This window comes from Streptomyces sp. NPDC002817, from assembly GCF_053592055.1.
Genome location: NZ_JBSFUY010000030.1, coordinates 102,708 through 119,404, shown reverse-complemented (window position 1 = coordinate 119,404; position 16,697 = coordinate 102,708). Strand labels below are relative to the sequence as shown.

The window sequence follows — 16,697 nt, the reverse complement described above, 5'->3', positions numbered from 1 at the left end:
CAGGAACACCACTGGCCACACACCTGGGTTTCTGATGGCCACCAGCCTGGACACCCAACGGCCACCCGCCTGGGCATCTCAATGACCGTTGACATGAGAGCCGCCAGGCTTCGCATCGGCTGGCGGACGATCGAGCAGGCTGCCGATCGACTCACAGTGCATGGCCAGGAACTCCTTGACGACCGGCAGTTCACCGTGTCTGCCCGAACGTGGCGGCGGTGGGAGGGACAGCGCCCGGGCTGGCCCTCGGAGGAGACCGCGATCGTCATCCACGACGCGCTCGGCCGGTGGCCTGAGGACCTGGGGTTCACAACACCACCAGGATGGATCCGCCCTGAGCACCACGAAGAGGAGCAGGTGAAACGCCGCGCATTCGTCTCCGTCACCGCTGCCGCGCTCGTTGCCGGACCAGTGGCACAACAGAACGTCGACCCCGCCCTGATCGACTACTTCCAGACCCAACTGGAGGGGCACTACAGGGCGGACATGTTCCTGGGCCCGCACGACCTGATCGGGACCGTCTCGGCTCAGTACCAACTGATCGACAAGCTGGTACGTTCAGCCAAAGGAGAGACCCGCCGTGGCCTCCTGCGAGTGGGCGCGGCGTATGCCGCTCTCATCGGCTGGCTCTACCAGGACGCAGGCGACATGGACGGCGCCAGCTTCTGGCGCGGAGTGACACAAGAGATCGCCATGCGATCCCGAGATGTCCACCTGATCGGCTACTCCCTGGTGAACCAGGCGCAAGTGCGCACAGACCTCGGCGATGGCCGCGCGGTCGTCGACCTGTGCGAGGCAGCACTGGAAGACACCCGCCAGCTCGTTCCCAAGGTGCGCATCATGGCCATGCAGCAGCAGGCCCACGGCGAGAGCCTGAACGGCGACCGCAGCGCGGTCGACATGCTCATCAACAAGGCCGGCCGGCTACTGGACCGCGTCGATGACGACCTGCCTTGGGGGAACGCCTGCAGGCGCACACCGGGATATCTGGAGATTCAACGGGCCACCTGTTACGGGCGCCTCGGTCTCGGCTCAGAGGCGGTCACACTGTGGGACCAGGTCCTACAGATCGTTCCGGAGACCGCGCGCCGTGACCGCGGCGTGTATCTCGCCCGCCACGCCACAGCGGCTGCTGGCGCAGGCGAGCCGGACCAGGCCCTGGAGCTCGCTCGCAGTATGGCGGACATCGCCGTCGAGACGCGATCGGCCCGCATGCGGCGGGAGTTGGCCACTCTTCAGCGGGCGATGCGGCCGTGGCAGGATGCTCCGGTCGGTCGGGACCTGGTGGAGGTGCTGGCGCCTGCGATGGAGGGGAGCTGACCTGTGGCTGAGGGTCTGGTGCCGTTGACGGAGGAGGAGATCCAGGCGGCTTTGCGGGATCTGCCGGGCTGGCGGCGTGAAGGAGACGAGATCACACGTGCGTTCGGGATCCGGTATCACGGCGGCGTGGCGATGATCGTGCATGTTGCCGATATTGAGCGGCTGATCAGCCATCACGCGGACATCGATCTCCGGTGGGGAAAAGTGCGGTTCTCGATCACCACACACGACGCCGGGCACAAGCTGACCGAGGCAGACTTCGACCTCGCGCGACGGATCGACGCCATCGCTCAGGCGCACATGGCCGAGCCGATAGACGACTGACGCCGGGTACAAGTAGGCACTATGGGGCCCCCGAGTGGTGGAGAGTCTCCCGTTTGGTGAACCCTCCAGGAGAGCAGGCAACTACCCCGCGCCGATATCTCCGGCACCCGCCTGGAGGAGTTCCGCGCAGTGAATGCGACGTCGTGGGTACGGAAACTGACCGATGGTCTCGGCATCCCCGGACACTGCCCTGGCAGACCGGTGTAGAGGATAGCCTCGAGGATCTGGGAGTAGTCTTTTGGAAAGGGGAGATGCGTTGCCGGGCGAGGCAGGATGGCCGGGGCACGGGCCTTCATATCGGGGCTGACTGTTGCTGGAGGGGGATGCGGTGCGCCTTGATGTGTATATCCGCGAGGAGCGCTCGGAGAGTGAACTGCGTTCGCTGCATGGCTGGTTGGGCCAGGAACCGGCGGTACGCAGGGCGGCCGTGCTCACGCTGCAGGAGCAGTCGGCGGAGTCCGGGTCGATGGGCGGTGTGCTCGATGTCCTTGAGCTGGTGACTGGCAACGGCTGGAGTGCCGCTTCGTTCGTGCTCTCCGTGGCCGCGTGGCGTCAGACCAGGCCGCGTGCACCGCAGGTCACGATCCGGCGCGGCAGTACCGAGATCAGCATCAGCAACGGTACGGAGAACGAACTGCGCGATGTTCTTGCGGTGCTGGAGAGCACGAGCGGCGAGGGAGACCCAGACACGCCGGATGCCAGGCAGGGGGCACGGCCGTGAGAGCACTGCCTGACCCAGCCGCATCGCGGGCGGTCGTGGTCGGGGTCAGCCGTTACACGGTGTTGGAGCCGCTGCCAGCCGTCGCGAACAATCTGCCCGCTCTCGCCCGGGCACTGACCGGTCCCACCTCGTGGAACCTGCCGGGCGCGCACTGCACCGTGGTCGCCGAGCCGGACACGTCCCGTGACATGCTGGATCCAGTGAAAGAGGCCGCCGAGGCCACGAGCGACACGCTGCTGGTGTATTTCGCGGGCCACGGCCTCCTCGACGGCCGAGGCGAGCTCTTCTTCGGCCTGCCCCGCTCGACCCAGGGCCACAGCTACACCGGCGTCACCTACCAAGCGCTGCGCGAGATCATCACGGACTGTGCGGCCCAGCGCCTTGTTGTCGTCCTCGACTGCTGCATGAGCGGGCGGGCGCTTGGGCTGATGGGTGGCGAGGACCTGCTGGCCGACCAAGCGGAGATCGACGGCAGCTACCTGCTGGCCGCCGCTCCCGAGAACGGACGGGCCATTGCCCCGCCGGGGGAGAGCCACACCGCCTTCACCGGTGAACTGCTCGACGTCCTGCAGCACGGCATCCCCGACGGGCCACGCGAACTGGACCTGAACGCTGTCTACCACTACCTTCGCCGCGAACTCACCGCGAAGGGACGGCCCATCCCGCAAAAGCGCGACCGCAACACCGCCGGACGGCTCGTCCTGGCCCGCAACCAGGCCCACCGCCCGGTATCCATCCCCGCTCGCACAGCCACAGACGAGAGCGCCTGGCCCGACCCGGACGACTGCCACACCCCACTCGCCTTCCTCGAAGCACTCGCGGAAACCAGGGCACTCACCGGTCTGACCATCCCAACCCTCGCCCAGCGAGCCGACCCACCCCTGGCAGCGACCACGATCAGCCGACTCCTCAACGCCACTACGCTGCCCGCGACCTGGAAGACCACCGGCCGCTACCTCGCCGCCTGCGGACGCACCCCCGACCAGATCGGCGCATGGCAGGCCGCCTGGCAACGCCTACGTGAACAGGAACCAACACAGTCCGAACCGCCCGCGTCGCCACCAGCGCGCTCCTGGTGGAAGCGTCGGTCAGGCCGCCAGGCCCGCTAGCCGCATCACAACGAGGAGCGCAATACCAACGCGTCCGACCCCGGTGCCGGGGAGGACACCAAAGGGGTCAGCGCCCTGAGGGCGACGAGACCGACGACGGCTCGGACGCCGGCTTGTCATTGCTGGAGTCGTTTGAGAACAGCCCCATCCAGGCCCCCACGACCAGCAGTCCCACCACCACGACCCCCGTTCCGGACTTCTTCGCCCGCGTGCTCTTGCCCTCCGACCGGTTCACCCAGTGACCCGCCCGGTAGTACTGGCCAGAACGACCCGCCACGCAACACCTCCGAGGCCCATCTCTCAGCGGCAGTCCGCCCGCCGCAGGCACAGAGTGTTGCAGCGACTGGGCCAGCAAGGTACGGGATGGACCACATTTGGCTGATACAAGCCATGACGTAAAGTGACTCTATGGATACGGCCCTGATGCGCACGGGGCGGCAGCGCACATATAGACCGGTGGGACGTCACAGTGCGCCGTGCTTGTACCGGGTCGTCGTGCGGATGTAGGTGGTCAGGCGCTGCTGCCAGTGGCGGCCGGTTTCGGGCGGCGAGGTGTGGCAGATGCGGATGAGGGTGCCTTCGGTATGCCAGCGCTGGTAGCGGGTGGCATCTGGATAGGGCTCAGGGTGTGGGGAGTTGTGTCCAGGGGGCGCCGGTGCAGGCGATGGAGATGCTGACCTCGAGGAGTTGGCGTTCGCTGCGGCCGTGGCCGCTGTGGGGAGCCGCTCGCAGATCATGGAAAAATCCGAACAGTTGCTGCTCGCTTGACAGGCGCCGGGGCCGAATTTCGGAACGGCGTTCCCCGGAGGGGATATGTAGCGTTGATGGATTCGGGGGTGAGGTCAGTGGCCCGCAGGGTCGAATATTTGTGCGTATTCCGCCAGCTAGGAATTGATGGCTCGGGCTTGCCTCCGTCTACGACGCACGTGGCGTCAGGGATTCCGGTGGTGAATGAGTGTTTCCCTGAGTCGTGCAGAACCCTTTCTCTTAATGGGGCGCATTTATGCATGATCGTGTGGAGTGCCTTTCGAGGGTGCAGTTCTGTTTTTTTGGGGGGCGTACGGTTGCGCGGAGGGCGCTTGCCTCCTTGTCGTGACGAGTGCGGCATCGGTTCATTTTCACTCGTGCGCGTGAATTATCTTCGGTTGGGAACCGGAAGTCCTGTCTCGCTGTGATTTGGTGTGTGACTTCAAAGAACGAGATGGATAAGGGTTCGCATGCGTCATACTTCTAAATTTCGGCTGCTGATCACAGTCATTGTCGGCGTCCTGAGCGGTGGCGCCACCATGTTCGGTGTGCTGGCGAATGTCGCTCAACAGCTCGACGTGCTGTATCTGGCGCTCGGCGCGGGCATGGCCGCTGCAGCTGCGGGGTTGACCTTCCTGGTTCAGGGGCATCGCCCGCCGGCCCCGCCAGTCGCCCGGCCTGTGGACCAGCGTGCGGACGTCAACTTTCAGGCGGGCGTGAACATCGTCGCCGAGGGACTCGCCTCGCTTGCTTCAATGTCGACAAATGATGCTGACCTGCGAGGGAAGATCAGCCGAGGGCTGGTAGAGCTGGCGGCACATCTGATCGGGGACGGGAGTGCGGTAGCCGCGTTCTATGCGTTGGGTCCAAACCCTGAGGCTCCAGGGACGGAGCGGCTGGTGAAGCGGGTCGCGTCGCGGGAGTCTGCCGAACTGCCCGACTACTACGAAGCCGACAAGGAGTGCGGATCCTATTTGCTGGGCATCGCGACCGGCAAAACGGACCGCCTGGTCAAGGATATTTCAGAGGACCCTGAGAAGCATCGGATTCAGCTCCTGTCCGGCTACGAGGCTGCTCTGTTCGTGCCTGTAAGGGCCGGAGGCCTCGCCAAAGGAATTCTGATTCTCCAAGCCCTTAAGGAAGGGGAAATTGGAAAAGATCAGGAGCGCAAGAAATACAGCACGATCGCACATCTGATCGGCGCGTGTCAGGCTACCGCTGATCTCGCCGCGCGTGTGCTGGACCTGCCAGCTCAGGCCAATGGTCGACTCAACGGCTCACCGTCAGTGAACGGATCAGGTGGGACCCTCCATGATCCGCAAATTGTTCCATCAGCGGATGGTGATTCCGCCCCTGACGGGGAAAGGAACTAGCTATAGTGAAAAACGACTGGACAAGCGAGGCATGTAGGGGGATCCAGTGAGTGATCGCGAAACCGTCATCGTAGGGTCGGGCAAGCATTGGCTGAACGGCAAAGAGTCCAGTGAGAAGTTCTTCGAACGAGCGCAGCGCTCTGCAAGCCAACCTTCGTCCCCGATGAGTTACCGGCTTCTCGATCTGCTGTATCGGCTCGTTGAGGGTCGACGCAAGAGCTAGCCTCGATCATTCATGAGGGTCCGTCAGCTTGCTGACGGACCCTTGTTGTAGTGGACGATGACGGCGAGGTGATCGAATTCGGCCTGGCCGTAGAAGGCCGTCCAGCGCGGGTGAATCTCCCCCACCGCGGGGAGCCGCGAACGAGGCATAAAGGCGGGCGGGCGCCGTGCGCCTTCTCCACGAAAGCCTCGTATCCGACACGGCGTCCCCTCGGCGTGCACCGATTTCGCCTTTCGGCACCCATGGTGCCCGCCAAGTCGGCAGATGTACCCGGAGCGTCCACGGCGGACGTAGCGTGAGCGCTCGCGCCCACCCATGCTCTTCGAGGGTGTCGATCGCACCGGGCAGAGTCTCCGGTCAGCGGGCCTACGCCTTGTCCTTGTCCTGCTGGCCGACTTGTGCCGCGTGGAGGGCGGACAGCAGGGTGTGGGCGGATTGTTGGTCCATGCCCGGCAGTGCGGCCACGGTGTCGGCCGGTTCCCAGCCTGTCTGTTCGGCGAGTTCCAGGGCGCCGTTGAGGGAGTCGGCGCGGGTGCTCAGGGCTGCCACGTACTCCTGGGCCCAGGGTTCTTCGTGCACCCAGGCGCTACGGACCGCGCGCGTGAAGGCCTGCTCGATGGCGTCCTCGTCGTCGCCGAACCTCTCGGCGAGGCTGGCCTTGAGAGCGGTCAGGTGGTCGGTGGTGGGCTGGCTGAGTGCCGGGTTAACGCGGAAGTCGGTCATGGTGTGCTCAACGACTCACCGCGCAGTGCGCAGAGTGAATCGGCGCAGCTGCCGAGTTGAGGAGGCTTCCGTCTTCTTTCGCCGCCGAAGGCCCGGCTGGGGCGGCGGGCACCGTTGGAGGGCTGACCGCGGTAAACCGAGTGGTGACGGGCCGTCAATGCACTGTGTACGGGGGGCTGGCCGCTCCCGTCCGCCGAGGCGCGGGAACGGGAGCGGCATGCCCCTCTTCGAATTCCGGCACGAGGGGCGGGGCCTTCCGGACAGGAAGGGCTGCGACACCCGAGGGCGCCGTGGTCTCCATGATGGGCGCTGGGCGGCCGGGCGCCAGCGAATTCCGGGAACTTTGCCCCGAAAGCCTGACACCCGATGTGCCTTGGGCGCGCGGTGCTCGGTGGGCGCCCTTGTGGGGGAGGGGCGCATTGTTCCGCGATTCGCTGATCACGTGGCGTGTGCGGGCGATCACGCTCCATGCTGGCGTCCGGTTCCTCGAGGGCGTGGCCGGCACCCGCGCCGAGGAGCTCTTTCGGACACACGTAGGGAAGAGGTTCTCGATGTCCAGAAGGCAAGTGTGGGCCGTCATCGCGCTGGTGGCGGTCTTTGTATGGAGCGCCGTGATGGCTGTGGTCGGGCAGACGGCGGCGGTGGCCGCCTTGGTCCCCTCGCTGATCCTGACCGTGGAACATGTCGGCGCGGCCCTGTCCGGCGGCGAGGCACACCGGACTCAGTCGCCGCCCCCTGCGGCTGCACCCGCTGAGGGCGGGGACGAGGAGCGCGCCGGGTGAGTGTGGCATCGGTGCCCCCGCCACCCGACGGGGGCCAGCCCGGCCGGCCGGGCCGCAAACTCGGGCCGATCGCGGAGACAGCCGGACCCACGCACCGCGCCTGGCTCGAGCCGCTGCGCGGCCGGTTCCTGGCCAGCGGCCTGACCATCAGCGAGCTCAGCGAGCGTTCCGGCTGGGCGAAGTCGAAGATCTCCGAACTGCTGCGCGGGATGGGCCTGTACCCACGCTGGGAGATCACTTTTGGACTGCTGCAGGTGCTTCAGGTCCCGACCTGGCCGATGCGCCGGCTGTGGATGGCCGCCGCCCTGGAAGCACACAAGAAGCCCGACTGGATCGACGGCTGCATACAGAAAGTCGCCCTGAGCACCGACCCCGCCGTCCCGCCGCTGGAGCACCAGGCATTCACCGAACTCCACCGCGACCCGTACACCGCCTACGCCCGCGTCTTCCTCGAGGACCACGAGGCAGACGAGGCGGTCGTGGAGACCTTCGACCTGCTGTGGCTGCGCTGGCACGAGGCGCTGGCCAGCTCCGACGTCGTCGCCTTCGCCTGGCCCGTGCTGCGCGAGCGGGTCATGGACCGCGCCTACCACAGCGAAGACGGCCACCCCGAACTCACCCACGCCGCCTTCAACACCATCGCCCTGAGCCATCTCACCAACGACGACGCTCGCTTCGCCCAGATCACCGAATCGCTGGCCCTGTTCCGGGCGATCAGCCGGCTGCCCGCACCCCAACTCGACGTCATCGTCCTCACCCACCTCCTGGGCCTGGACCACACCGCCGTCGCCGACGTCCTCGGCGCACCGATCGCCGCGATCCACTCCACCGACCGCTACGCCCGCAAAACCCTCAACACCGCTCTGCACCCCCAGAACGACCCGGGAGACATACCCGCATGACCCCCATCGACCAACTCCTCGCCCGCGCCCGCCTCCTCGACCACCGCCACGTCCCCCGCGACATCGTCCCCACCACCAGCACCCTGCTCCCGGCCCTGCCCCTCCCCACGGCGGATCCGGAACAGGAACGAGCGGCCGGCGAGCTGAAGACCCTGTGCGAGACCGTCCTCGCCCACACCGCCGCCGCCTCCCTGCAGGCCTTCACCACCGAGCACCTGCCCGAACCCCCCGGCGCCCGGGTCCTCGGCTGCGCCCTGCAGCTGGCGGACGACGAGGACAGCGCCCGCTCCTGGTGGCAGTACGCGGCCGGAGCTGGCGACGGCCTCGCCCCCTACTGCCTCTACTTGCAGCACCTGGGTCACGGCGACACGGATGCGGCCGACTGGTGGCTTCACCAAAGCCGCATCGACCAGGAAACCGACGAGCCGGACTCCCACGTGCCGGACTTCGACGACAGCTTCCCCACCGTCCTGCGCGTCCTGACCCACCTCGACGCCAAGACCAGACCACGCACCGAAGTCGCCGACGCCGTGATGCACTACGTCCCCGCAGCGGTCGCCCTCGGCTACCTCGACGACCCGGAGTTCGACATGCCCGTGCCCGGTGACGACTTCGCTGCACAGCTCGGCGTCCTCTTGGCCGCGGCCTCGGCCGCCAGCACGTTGAGAGCACCGAGAGCACGCCGGGCCGCCACCCGGCTGCCTGGCCGTCGTGCCGCTCGGCGGCCCTGTCCGGAGCAGGGTCCCAAGGAGTAGGAGGGCGGCCCGTGAGGTCTCTGCACCCTTGAGGAAGGCGCACCAACACGGTCGCGACAGCTACCGCGTCGGGATGCGCCGGTCCGGCGTACGAGCTGGGCTGTGCCCTCCTGACGAGCGTCCGGTCATTCAGAGCAGCGCAGGCAGCCTCACATCCGCTGACGACCCATCCGGCTCTCCGCTCCTGTCCCAATCGTCCGCCTCCGGGCTCAGCCGGACTCGCGCGTCAGCTTCGCAGGTATTTGACCATGACCGCGTAGACGGGGGAGTCGGCGAAGGGCTGCTGCTCGCCGACCTTGGCGTACCGCCATGCTTCGTAGAGCCCCTGCACCTTGGGGTGGGTCACGTCGACCAGGAGTACGGCGAGGTCTTCCGTGCGCTCCTTCAGCAGTGCTTCGTGCAGGTGCTCGGAGATGCCCTTCTTGCGCCAGCCGGGGCGCACCATCACCTCGGACACGGCGTAGGTGGAGGTGTGGCCGCTGTCCGGCTGGTAGCCGGTGGAACGCCACCACTCGCGGCCGGGCGCGAGGGGGGCGCCGTAGGCGAAGCCGACCGGTTCGTCTTCGTCGTAGGCCACGACGCAGGAGAACCCAGCCATGTTGCTCCAGTGATCGACGAACCAGGCGAAGCGCTGGTGGAACGGGTCATCCATCTGGTCGGCGTAGGCGTCGGCGTGTACGTCGATGAGCATCTGGCGGAAGCCTTCGGGGAGGTTTCCGTGCTGGAAGTGACGCAGGTCGGTCACGCTCGACTCCATTCGGTTCGCATGCGGTCTGCCCAGTCTCGTGCGTAGGAGGCGGAGGGGGACAGTGCGAACAGGCCCCGGTGGAAGTCGCCGATGAGGGTACGCATCCGGCCGGGCAGGGGGTCGCTGCCCATGATGGTGAAGACGTCGGAGGCTGTCACTGTGGCCTGTTCAGGGTCGTCTTGGTTCAGTTGTGCGAGGGCGAGCTGGGCCGTTGCGAGTGCCCTGTTGCGCCGGAAGGCTGCCGGGATCTTCGCCAGGGCGCGATGTGCCATGGCCTCGGCGTGGGGGTGGTGTCCGCTGTTGTAGTGGACGATGGCGGCGAGGTGATCGAGTTCGGCCTGGCCGTAGAAGGCCGTCCAGCGCGGGCGCTCGCGTTCCGTCACCTTGGTGAAGGCGTTCTGGGCCGATCCGAGGGACCGTACCGCGATGCGGCCATCACCGAGTGCCGCATAGGCGAGGGCGGCGCGGACGCGGCCCAGGGAGTCGAAGAAGGGGTCGCGTCGGGCGGCTGAGGAGGCTTGTGCGGCCTGGGCTGCCGCGAGCGCGTCCGGCCAGTTTTGCCGCTGGTAGGCGAGCATGGACAGGTTGACCCAGACCCGCATTTGGGTGGGACCGTCCTGGGAGAGACCGGCGTACGTCGCGGACTCGTTGAGGTGCCGTTGCGCATGCTCAAGGTTGCGGGCGTCGATGCAAGACCAGGCGGCGATGGTGGAGTACTCGGCGGCCAGCGCATAAAGGGCTCGGCGCACACGTTCGCCGGCGTTGCGCTGCTGCAACTCCAGTACGCCGTTGCGGCCCTTCATAGCAGCCTTCTCTAACGCCGCGTGGCCGCCTTGGCGGTCGTCGGCTTCGACAAGGGCGTTCATCCCGGCGGCTGCCCGAGCCACATCTGACATGCCCACTGCGCGGCGCTGGGCGGCCAAGGGAACCGCGGCGGCCGCGGTCCCGGCGGCCGAGGCGATGAAGGTGCGACGCCGCACAGGGTCCTCCTGCGGGTAGTGCATGCTGCGTGGTGCGCTGAACCCTAATTCCTCGACGGGGCAACCGAACACCCGCTCCAGCGCCGCGCAGGTACGGCCAATGGGGCGGCGGGACGTGCCGTTGAGCAGGTTGCGGACGGTGCGGGCGGAGACGTCGCCGGGACGGCCGGTGATTTCTGCCAGTGCACAGTTCATCCGACCAGCCAATTCGTCCTGGGTGAGCCCGAGTTCCTCCATCCGGCTCTTGAGTACGGCATTTGCTCCCATGCCACTGACCGTAGACCGGCAGTCACCGACCGAACCAGACCTCAGGTCACGGGAACGCAAAGTCTTCCGGTTCGGGCCGCCTGGTCGGAGCACGACCTTTCCTGTTCCTCATGGGCCACAGGTCGTTGACTCGGTATCAGCTCGTTGAGGTTCTCGATCTCCCCTTCCCTCAACGGCATGGAGGAGAGCCCGCCCCGGCGCCAACCCGTCGCGGGGGCAGGCGTCCACCCCGGAGGGATCCTGTGACCATGACCGCCGCTCGACGTTCTGTGACCGATGCTCCCGGCTACACCGAGACGTTTGTGTGCGAGCCGGAATCCGCCCGCCGAGCCCGACTGCTCGTTTCCGCCGCTCTGAACACCTGGAAGACAGGTGAGCTGGCCGAGGCGGGTGCGCAGATTGTGGCTGAACTCATCAACAACACCATCGAGCACACCCGGTGCCGCAGCGTTCGAGTGCTGGTGACGCATCCGACGGAGGCGAGCGTACGGATCGGCGTTGTCGACACCTGCCGCGACGTACCAGAGATGGACAGACCCGACGAGGACTCAGAAGGAGGACGAGGCCTGTTGCTGGTCGATGCCCTGAGCTGCAGGTGGGGCTACGACCGCCACCGCTGGGGCAAGGTCGTCTGGGCTGAGCTGGAAATGCCGGTCCGACAGTGAGGTTCTGCCCGGCCGCTCCGCTTGCGCCATGCGGCCAGTGCCGACGGGCGCCGCAGTGGTCGCACATGGTTCGGCCCCGGAAACCGCCACCACGTAGCCGGATCATCAAGACGGCGATCCCGATGGCGCTGGTCGTCCCCCCTCGCGGCGTCCCTGCGGACGGACACCTCGCCAGCCCCTTCGCGGGACCGCCGCTGACTGACTCGGTGCCCACATGATCTCCCGGTTCCGGCCGTGCTCAACTCCCCTGGAGCACGGCCGGCACCGAGTCTGGCAGACGAAGAGCGGGCCTCGTCCGGCACGACTGATGAGGTTCCGGTACGACCACCGTGGCTTCAGGCGCGGTGCGCGCTACCGGCTCAGGCAATCGCCTGGCCGGAACACCGAGAAGGGAAGGAGGAACAGTCGTGGAGGACCTGTCGAAGTCCGAGGCGGCCGCCCAGCGAGGGTCGGCCTCGTTGCTGCGGCTCGTCGACATCGTCGCGCCGTCGAGCACCGTGCGTATCGAGGACGTCGAGGACGAGGGCCCCTGACCGGGTCTTGTGGCGCCAGGTGATCCCGTGCCGGTGAGGTGACCGGTCCCGGATCACCTCCGTTCTCGCGGACGGGCCGGCCACACCCGGAAGTGCCCCTCAACGCCCTTGTGTCGAGGGGCACTTCCTTCCCTGACCTGTACTTCCCGAGCCTTGGGCTATTGAGAGCCATGACGATTCACGTATACGTCGGACCGACCCTCCCCGCAGACGAGGAACTGCTCGCCCACCAGGCCGTGCGCCGCCGACCGCCCGTACGCCACGGCGACCTGTTCGATGCGGCGATCGCGGACACCGACACGGTCGTCCTCATCGACGGCCTCTACCACCACAGCCCTGCGCTGCGGCACAAAGAGATCCTGGCCGTCCTGGCCCGGGGTGTGCGCGTCATCGGCGCCGCCAGCATCGGGGCGCTGCGCGCCGCCGAGCTGTGGCCGTTCGGCATGGGCGGCGTCGGCAACGTCTACCGCTCCTACCGCAACCTGGAGATCGTCGGAGACGACGAGGTCGCTGTCGGCCAGGACCCCGCCACCGGCCAGGCTGTGACCTGGCCGATGGTGAACTGCCGCTACGTCATCAACCTGGCCGTCAACAGCAGCCTGCTCACCGGCCCCCAGGCCACCGCGCTGCTCGACGCCCTGCACGCCGTCTACTACCCGCAGCGCACCTACGCCGCGATCCGCGCGATCTGTCGCGACCTGGGCATCATCGCCTTCGCCGACTGGATTGGTGAACGGCGCAGTGAGGATCCGTACTTCGGCGACATCAAGCGTTCCGACGCCCTGACCGCGGTCCGCGCCGCCTTGCACGGCCCCAACCCGTGCGGGCCGGTCCCGCCCGCGCTGCATACCGACAGCGTCTACTTCCGCCGCTGGTACAACGCCTTCGCCACCGAGCACGTCGACGGCCTGCGGTTGCCGACCGTGCTGCGGGTGGCCTATCAGCAGCTGTTCGACCCGGACTTTCGTCTGCTGTGGGAGTGGCACCTCGACCACCTCTCCCGCCATCCCGGCGACGGCACGCGTGGGATACCGCTGGCCGAGCGCATGGTCCGCCTCACCGGCCAGGAACCCGCCTCGCTCGCAGCCCAGACGGTGTTCCGGGTGCCGATCGACCTGCGCCAGGCCGCCACCGTCGCTCATCTCCTGGCTCATGAGACGGACCTGGACCGCCAGGCCGTGGCCCGCTACCTCACCGCCAACGACGACTCCCGGCGCGAACTGCGCTGGTTCACACCCGAGAGCATCCGCGACGAAGGCGTGATCTCGATACTCCATCAGATCTGGATGCGCCCGGTCGCCGGTCTGGAAGAAGAGGCCGTGGCCCGGGGATTTCGCGGCCTGGCCGAAGCCGTGACGGCCATGAAGACCTTCTGCGCCGGCTACCTCCGTGACCAGGAGCAGCAGCAACCGCCTATCCATAGGAAGGAGTCGGCCACCGATGCCCGCCACTGAGCTGCTGTCGTTCGACGGCACTATGCGCGCCCGTGACCCTGAAGACACCTGGACCGCGCTGGCGCCGCGACTGTCCGACTACGGCATCACCCGCGTCGCCGACCTGACCGGCCTGGACTGTCTGCGCCTGCCCGTCTACGCCGCGCACCGCCCCAACGCCCACACTCTGACCGTGTCCCAGGGCAAAGGCGCCACCCCACGGCTCGCCGCGATCTCCGCCGTCATGGAAGCCATCGAACTCCATCACGCCGAGCAGCCCCTGGACGTCGCCTTCGACGGTCCCGCCTGCGAGGTGAACGTCGACTACCCGCTCGACGCCCTGCACCTGCGCATCCCGCCCCAGAAGCTGCAGGAGGTAACCGCTCTGAACCGGCTCCCGCTGCACTGGGCCCAGGGCACCGGCCTCACCACGGACCGTCCCCTGCTCGTGCCGACCGCCGTGGTCTCCCGTGCGCCGCAGCCGCTGTGGGCCCCGGCTCTGTGGCACTGCACCAGTACCGGCCTGGCATGCGGCAACACCCACGACGAAGCGGTGACACATGCCCTGTTCGAAGTGATCGAGCGGCACGCCCTCCACATCGACGCGAACACCGGCGGCACCCTGCGCACGCTCATCGACCCGGACAGCATCGACGACCCCTGTGCCCGCAGACTCATCGACCACATCCGCACCAGCGGCGCCGTCCTCGAACTGTTCGTCGTCGACAGCACCTTCGGCCTGCCCGTCTGCCTGGCCTATCTGTGGTCCGAGGACTTCCCGGTCTGGTTCGCCGGCACCGGATGCCACAGCGATGCCCACATCGCGTTGAGCCGTGCCATCACCGAGGCCGTCCAGTCCCGTCTGACCTGTATCGCGGGCACCCGGGACGACCTGCCCAGCCACGAGGACGTCTTCGCCGTCCCCCAGCCGATGCCCACACCACCCCACCAGGCGCCGACCAGCTGGCCCGGCCCCCTCAAAAGCTGCATCCCGCAGGCCGCGACCACCTTCACCGACCTCGTGCACAGCCTCGCCGAACGCCTGCACAAGACCACCGGCTTCGAACCCATCGCCGTCACCCTCTCCGGTGCCGACGAGCCGCTCGCCGCCGTGAAGGTCATCGCGCCCGGAGCCCGCTCCCGCACCCGCAGGGCCATCCCGCGATGACCCTGCGCACCGACCGCGAACGCGAACAGGCAGGGCACTACGACGCCTTCCACGCCGCCCGCGCTCACAGCCCGATCGTCTCCCAGCTCTATGCACAGGCCATGGGCGACGCCTACCCTCCCGAAGTCGCCCCCAACAGCAGCTGCGACTGGCCCCTCCTCGCCACCCTGACCGGCCGCCTCCAACTCCGCCCGGACCAGATCCTCGCCGACATCGGCTGCGGCACCGGCGGCGTCGGCCTGTGGCTGGCCCGCGCGCTGAACGTACGGCTCACCGGGATCGACGTCTCCGCCACCGCCATCCGCCTCGCCACCGAACGCCGGGAGAACTTCGTTGCCAACGAACGCGCCCACTTCGCCATCGGCAGCCTGGAACACACCGGCCTGCCCGACGCCTGCGCCCACGGGCTGATCTGCATCGACGCCCTCTTCAACGCCAGCGATCGGATCGCGGCCCTCACCGAGTTCCACCGCGTCCTTGCCCCCGGCGGCCGCGCCGTCCACACCCGCACCCTGCCACCCGGCGGACGGACCGCGATCAAGGCCCAGGCCCGTGCGGCCGGCCTCACCGTCGAGTACATCGACACCCGGCGCGACGAACCCGACCTGTGGCATCGCGTGTATCAGCTCTGGATCGTGAACGAGGACCGCCTGCGGGTGGAGCTCGGTCACGACCAGGCCGAGGGCATGCTGGCCGAAGCCCGCCGCATGCTGCCCCGCCTCGCCACCCGCAAGGCGCTCGCCGTCACCCTGCGCCGCCCCGTAACCGATCGCCGCCAGCGGCCCGCGCAGTAGTCTCCAACTGAGATCACTGAAGGAGAAACCGCCAGATGAACAAGGTCGCGGTCCTGTCCGCCGGCTCCTGGGGCACGACTATGGCGATGGTCCTGGCCGACGCCGGCAACCACGTCACCCTCCACGCCCGCCGCAGCGAGATCGCTGATGCGATCAACACCCGGCACGAGAACCCGGCCTACCTGCCCGGCATCACGCTGCCCACCACGATCGGCGCCACCACTGACCCGGCCAAGGCCCTGGACGGAGCCCGCCACGTCATCGTGTCCATCCCCGCCCAGACACTGCGCACCAACCTCGCCGCCTGGGCGCCACACATCGGAGCCGATGCAGTGATCGTGTCCCTGATGAAGGGCATCGAGACCACGACCGGCCTGCGGATGAGCCAGGTCATCACGGAAACCACCAACATCCCTGCAGAGCGGGTCGCTGTCATCTCCGGCCCCAACCTCGCCCGCGAGATCGCCGCCAGCCAGCCGGCCGCCTCCGTCATCGCCTGCCCCGACGAGACCGCCGCGAAGGCCCTCCAAGCCGCGTGTCTCACCCCGTACTTCCGGCCCTACACCGACACCGACGTCATCGGGTGCGAGCTCGGCGGCGCCGTGAAGAACGTCATCGCGCTCGCCGTCGGCCTTGCCACCGGCCTGGGCCTGGGCGACAACGCCACGGCCGTCCTCATTACCCGCGGCCTCGCTGAGACCGCCCGTCTCGGCGAACGCCTCGGGGCCGACCCGCTCACCTTTTCCGGGCTCTCCGGCGTGGGCGACCTCCAGGCCACCTGCGCTTCCCCGCTCTCCCGCAACCGCACCTTCGGCGAACACCTCGGTCGCGGCATGACCGTCGTCGAAGCGACCACCGCCACCGGGCAGACCGCCGAGGGCGTCAAGTCCAGCCAGGCCATCCTCGACCTGGCCCGCCGCCACGGCGTCGAGATGCCCATCACCGACGTCGTTGTCGACGTCATCAACGGCCAGCTCACCGTCCAAGACGCCGCCGCCCGCCTCATGGCACGGGCCCCCAAGCCTGAGCGCTAGGACACCTGACCGGCGACAGACTCCGCGCGGCCGCGCACCGGTTGGGCCGCCTCGCTATACCGATGCCGTCGCGTGCCCGAACGGCGATGTCGGCGA

General features: G+C 67.7%; 18 protein-coding genes. 14 read left to right on the top strand and 4 right to left on the bottom strand.

Annotation, left to right across the window (positions count from 1 at the left end):
• Positions 1-81: 81 nt before the first annotated feature.
• The 4 genes from ACWD3I_RS38385 to ACWD3I_RS38370 all read left to right on the top strand — a co-directional run bounded on the left by ACWD3I_RS38385 (position 82) and on the right by ACWD3I_RS38370 (position 3,474).
• A complete protein-coding gene (locus ACWD3I_RS38385; protein ID WP_365403623.1) occupies positions 82-1,320 on the top strand; it encodes a Twin-arginine translocation pathway signal in 1,239 nt (412 codons plus the stop codon).
• 3 nt (positions 1,321-1,323) lie between these two features.
• A complete protein-coding gene (locus ACWD3I_RS38380) occupies positions 1,324-1,644 on the top strand; it encodes a 4a-hydroxytetrahydrobiopterin dehydratase (RefSeq protein WP_365403617.1) in 321 nt (106 codons plus the stop codon).
• A gap of 328 nt (positions 1,645-1,972) precedes the next feature.
• Complete coding sequence (locus ACWD3I_RS38375) at positions 1,973-2,365, top strand: effector-associated constant component EACC1 (RefSeq protein WP_365403615.1); 393 nt, start codon at positions 1,973-1,975, stop codon at positions 2,363-2,365.
• Positions 2,362-3,474: a caspase family protein gene (locus ACWD3I_RS38370; protein ID WP_365403612.1), complete on the top strand. Its 1,113-nt coding sequence runs from the start codon at positions 2,362-2,364 to the stop codon at positions 3,472-3,474. The genes ACWD3I_RS38375 and ACWD3I_RS38370 overlap by 4 nt, the downstream gene beginning before the upstream one ends.
• Positions 3,475-3,541: 67 nt before the next feature.
• Here the strand turns inward: ACWD3I_RS38370 and ACWD3I_RS38365 are convergent, their stop codons facing one another.
• Positions 3,542-3,751: a hypothetical protein gene (locus ACWD3I_RS38365; RefSeq protein ID WP_365403609.1), complete on the bottom strand. Its 210-nt coding sequence runs from the start codon at positions 3,749-3,751 to the stop codon at positions 3,542-3,544.
• Positions 3,752-4,691: 940 nt separating this feature from the next.
• Here ACWD3I_RS38365 and ACWD3I_RS38360 point away from each other — a divergent pair.
• The gene (locus tag ACWD3I_RS38360) at positions 4,692-5,594 is read left to right on the top strand and encodes a hypothetical protein (protein ID WP_365403606.1); all 903 of its coding nucleotides are present in this window, start codon (positions 4,692-4,694) and stop codon (positions 5,592-5,594) included.
• 589 nt (positions 5,595-6,183) lie between these two features.
• Here the strand turns inward: ACWD3I_RS38360 and ACWD3I_RS38355 are convergent.
• Complete coding sequence (locus tag ACWD3I_RS38355; RefSeq protein ID WP_365403604.1) at positions 6,184-6,540, bottom strand: hypothetical protein; 357 nt, start codon at positions 6,538-6,540, stop codon at positions 6,184-6,186.
• Between the two features lie 551 nt (positions 6,541-7,091).
• On the opposite strand from ACWD3I_RS38355, the gene ACWD3I_RS38350 reads away from it, so the two are divergent.
• The 3 genes from ACWD3I_RS38350 to ACWD3I_RS38340 are packed head-to-tail and all read left to right on the top strand — an operon-like array spanning position 7,092 to position 8,979.
• Positions 7,092-7,322: a hypothetical protein gene (locus tag ACWD3I_RS38350; RefSeq protein ID WP_365403601.1), complete on the top strand. Its 231-nt coding sequence runs from the start codon at positions 7,092-7,094 to the stop codon at positions 7,320-7,322.
• Positions 7,319-8,224: a sigma-70 family RNA polymerase sigma factor gene (locus tag ACWD3I_RS38345; protein ID WP_365403598.1), complete on the top strand. Its 906-nt coding sequence runs from the start codon at positions 7,319-7,321 to the stop codon at positions 8,222-8,224. The genes ACWD3I_RS38350 and ACWD3I_RS38345 overlap by 4 nt, the downstream gene beginning before the upstream one ends.
• Positions 8,221-8,979: a hypothetical protein gene (locus tag ACWD3I_RS38340; RefSeq protein ID WP_365403595.1), complete on the top strand. Its 759-nt coding sequence runs from the start codon at positions 8,221-8,223 to the stop codon at positions 8,977-8,979. The genes ACWD3I_RS38345 and ACWD3I_RS38340 overlap by 4 nt, the downstream gene beginning before the upstream one ends.
• A gap of 226 nt (positions 8,980-9,205) precedes the next feature.
• On the opposite strand, the gene ACWD3I_RS38335 is transcribed toward ACWD3I_RS38340, so the two are convergent.
• Entirely contained in the window at positions 9,206-9,736 is a 531-nt protein-coding gene (locus ACWD3I_RS38335; RefSeq protein WP_365403593.1) for a GNAT family N-acetyltransferase, read from the bottom strand.
• Positions 9,721-10,944, bottom strand: coding sequence for a helix-turn-helix domain-containing protein (locus ACWD3I_RS38330; protein ID WP_365403590.1), 1,224 nt, complete (start codon positions 10,942-10,944; stop codon positions 9,721-9,723). The genes ACWD3I_RS38335 and ACWD3I_RS38330 overlap by 16 nt, the downstream gene beginning before the upstream one ends.
• A gap of 278 nt (positions 10,945-11,222) precedes the next feature.
• On the opposite strand from ACWD3I_RS38330, the gene ACWD3I_RS38325 reads away from it, so the two are divergent.
• From ACWD3I_RS38325 to ACWD3I_RS38300, 6 genes are all read left to right on the top strand, one after another.
• Positions 11,223-11,639 (top strand): ATP-binding protein, encoded by a 417-nt coding sequence (locus ACWD3I_RS38325; RefSeq protein WP_365403587.1) that lies wholly within the window; start codon positions 11,223-11,225, stop codon positions 11,637-11,639.
• A 407-nt stretch (positions 11,640-12,046) separates the two neighbouring features.
• Positions 12,047-12,172: a hypothetical protein gene (locus ACWD3I_RS38320; protein ID WP_365403584.1), complete on the top strand. Its 126-nt coding sequence runs from the start codon at positions 12,047-12,049 to the stop codon at positions 12,170-12,172.
• A gap of 170 nt (positions 12,173-12,342) precedes the next feature.
• Entirely contained in the window at positions 12,343-13,626 is a 1,284-nt protein-coding gene (locus tag ACWD3I_RS38315) for a TfuA-like protein (protein ID WP_365403581.1), read from the top strand.
• A complete protein-coding gene (locus ACWD3I_RS38310; RefSeq protein WP_365403578.1) occupies positions 13,613-14,773 on the top strand; it encodes a YcaO-like family protein in 1,161 nt (386 codons plus the stop codon). The genes ACWD3I_RS38315 and ACWD3I_RS38310 overlap by 14 nt, the downstream gene beginning before the upstream one ends.
• Positions 14,770-15,567 (top strand): class I SAM-dependent methyltransferase, encoded by a 798-nt coding sequence (locus ACWD3I_RS38305; RefSeq protein WP_365403575.1) that lies wholly within the window; start codon positions 14,770-14,772, stop codon positions 15,565-15,567. Before ACWD3I_RS38310 ends, ACWD3I_RS38305 begins: the two co-directional genes overlap by 4 nt.
• A 35-nt stretch (positions 15,568-15,602) precedes the next feature.
• Complete coding sequence (locus tag ACWD3I_RS38300; protein ID WP_365403572.1) at positions 15,603-16,601, top strand: NAD(P)H-dependent glycerol-3-phosphate dehydrogenase; 999 nt, start codon at positions 15,603-15,605, stop codon at positions 16,599-16,601.
• Positions 16,602-16,697 lie beyond the last annotated feature (96 nt).

Coding starts and splice junctions, on each gene's coding strand:
- ACWD3I_RS38385 (WP_365403623.1), top strand. CDS start 82: ATGACCGTTGACATGAGAGCCGCCAGGCTTCGCATCGGCTGGCGGACG.
- ACWD3I_RS38360 (WP_365403606.1), top strand. CDS start 4,692: ATGCGTCATACTTCTAAATTTCGGCTGCTGATCACAGTCATTGTCGGC.
- ACWD3I_RS38355 (WP_365403604.1), bottom strand. CDS start 6,540: ATGACCGACTTCCGCGTTAACCCGGCACTCAGCCAGCCCACCACCGAC.
- ACWD3I_RS38350 (WP_365403601.1), top strand. CDS start 7,092: ATGTCCAGAAGGCAAGTGTGGGCCGTCATCGCGCTGGTGGCGGTCTTT.
- ACWD3I_RS38340 (WP_365403595.1), top strand. CDS start 8,221: ATGACCCCCATCGACCAACTCCTCGCCCGCGCCCGCCTCCTCGACCAC.
- ACWD3I_RS38335 (WP_365403593.1), bottom strand. CDS start 9,736: ATGGAGTCGAGCGTGACCGACCTGCGTCACTTCCAGCACGGAAACCTC.
- ACWD3I_RS38330 (WP_365403590.1), bottom strand. CDS start 10,944: ATGGAGGAACTCGGGCTCACCCAGGACGAATTGGCTGGTCGGATGAAC.
- ACWD3I_RS38325 (WP_365403587.1), top strand. CDS start 11,223: ATGACCGCCGCTCGACGTTCTGTGACCGATGCTCCCGGCTACACCGAG.
- ACWD3I_RS38315 (WP_365403581.1), top strand. CDS start 12,343: ATGACGATTCACGTATACGTCGGACCGACCCTCCCCGCAGACGAGGAA.
- ACWD3I_RS38310 (WP_365403578.1), top strand. CDS start 13,613: ATGCCCGCCACTGAGCTGCTGTCGTTCGACGGCACTATGCGCGCCCGT.
- ACWD3I_RS38305 (WP_365403575.1), top strand. CDS start 14,770: ATGACCCTGCGCACCGACCGCGAACGCGAACAGGCAGGGCACTACGAC.
- ACWD3I_RS38300 (WP_365403572.1), top strand. CDS start 15,603: ATGAACAAGGTCGCGGTCCTGTCCGCCGGCTCCTGGGGCACGACTATG.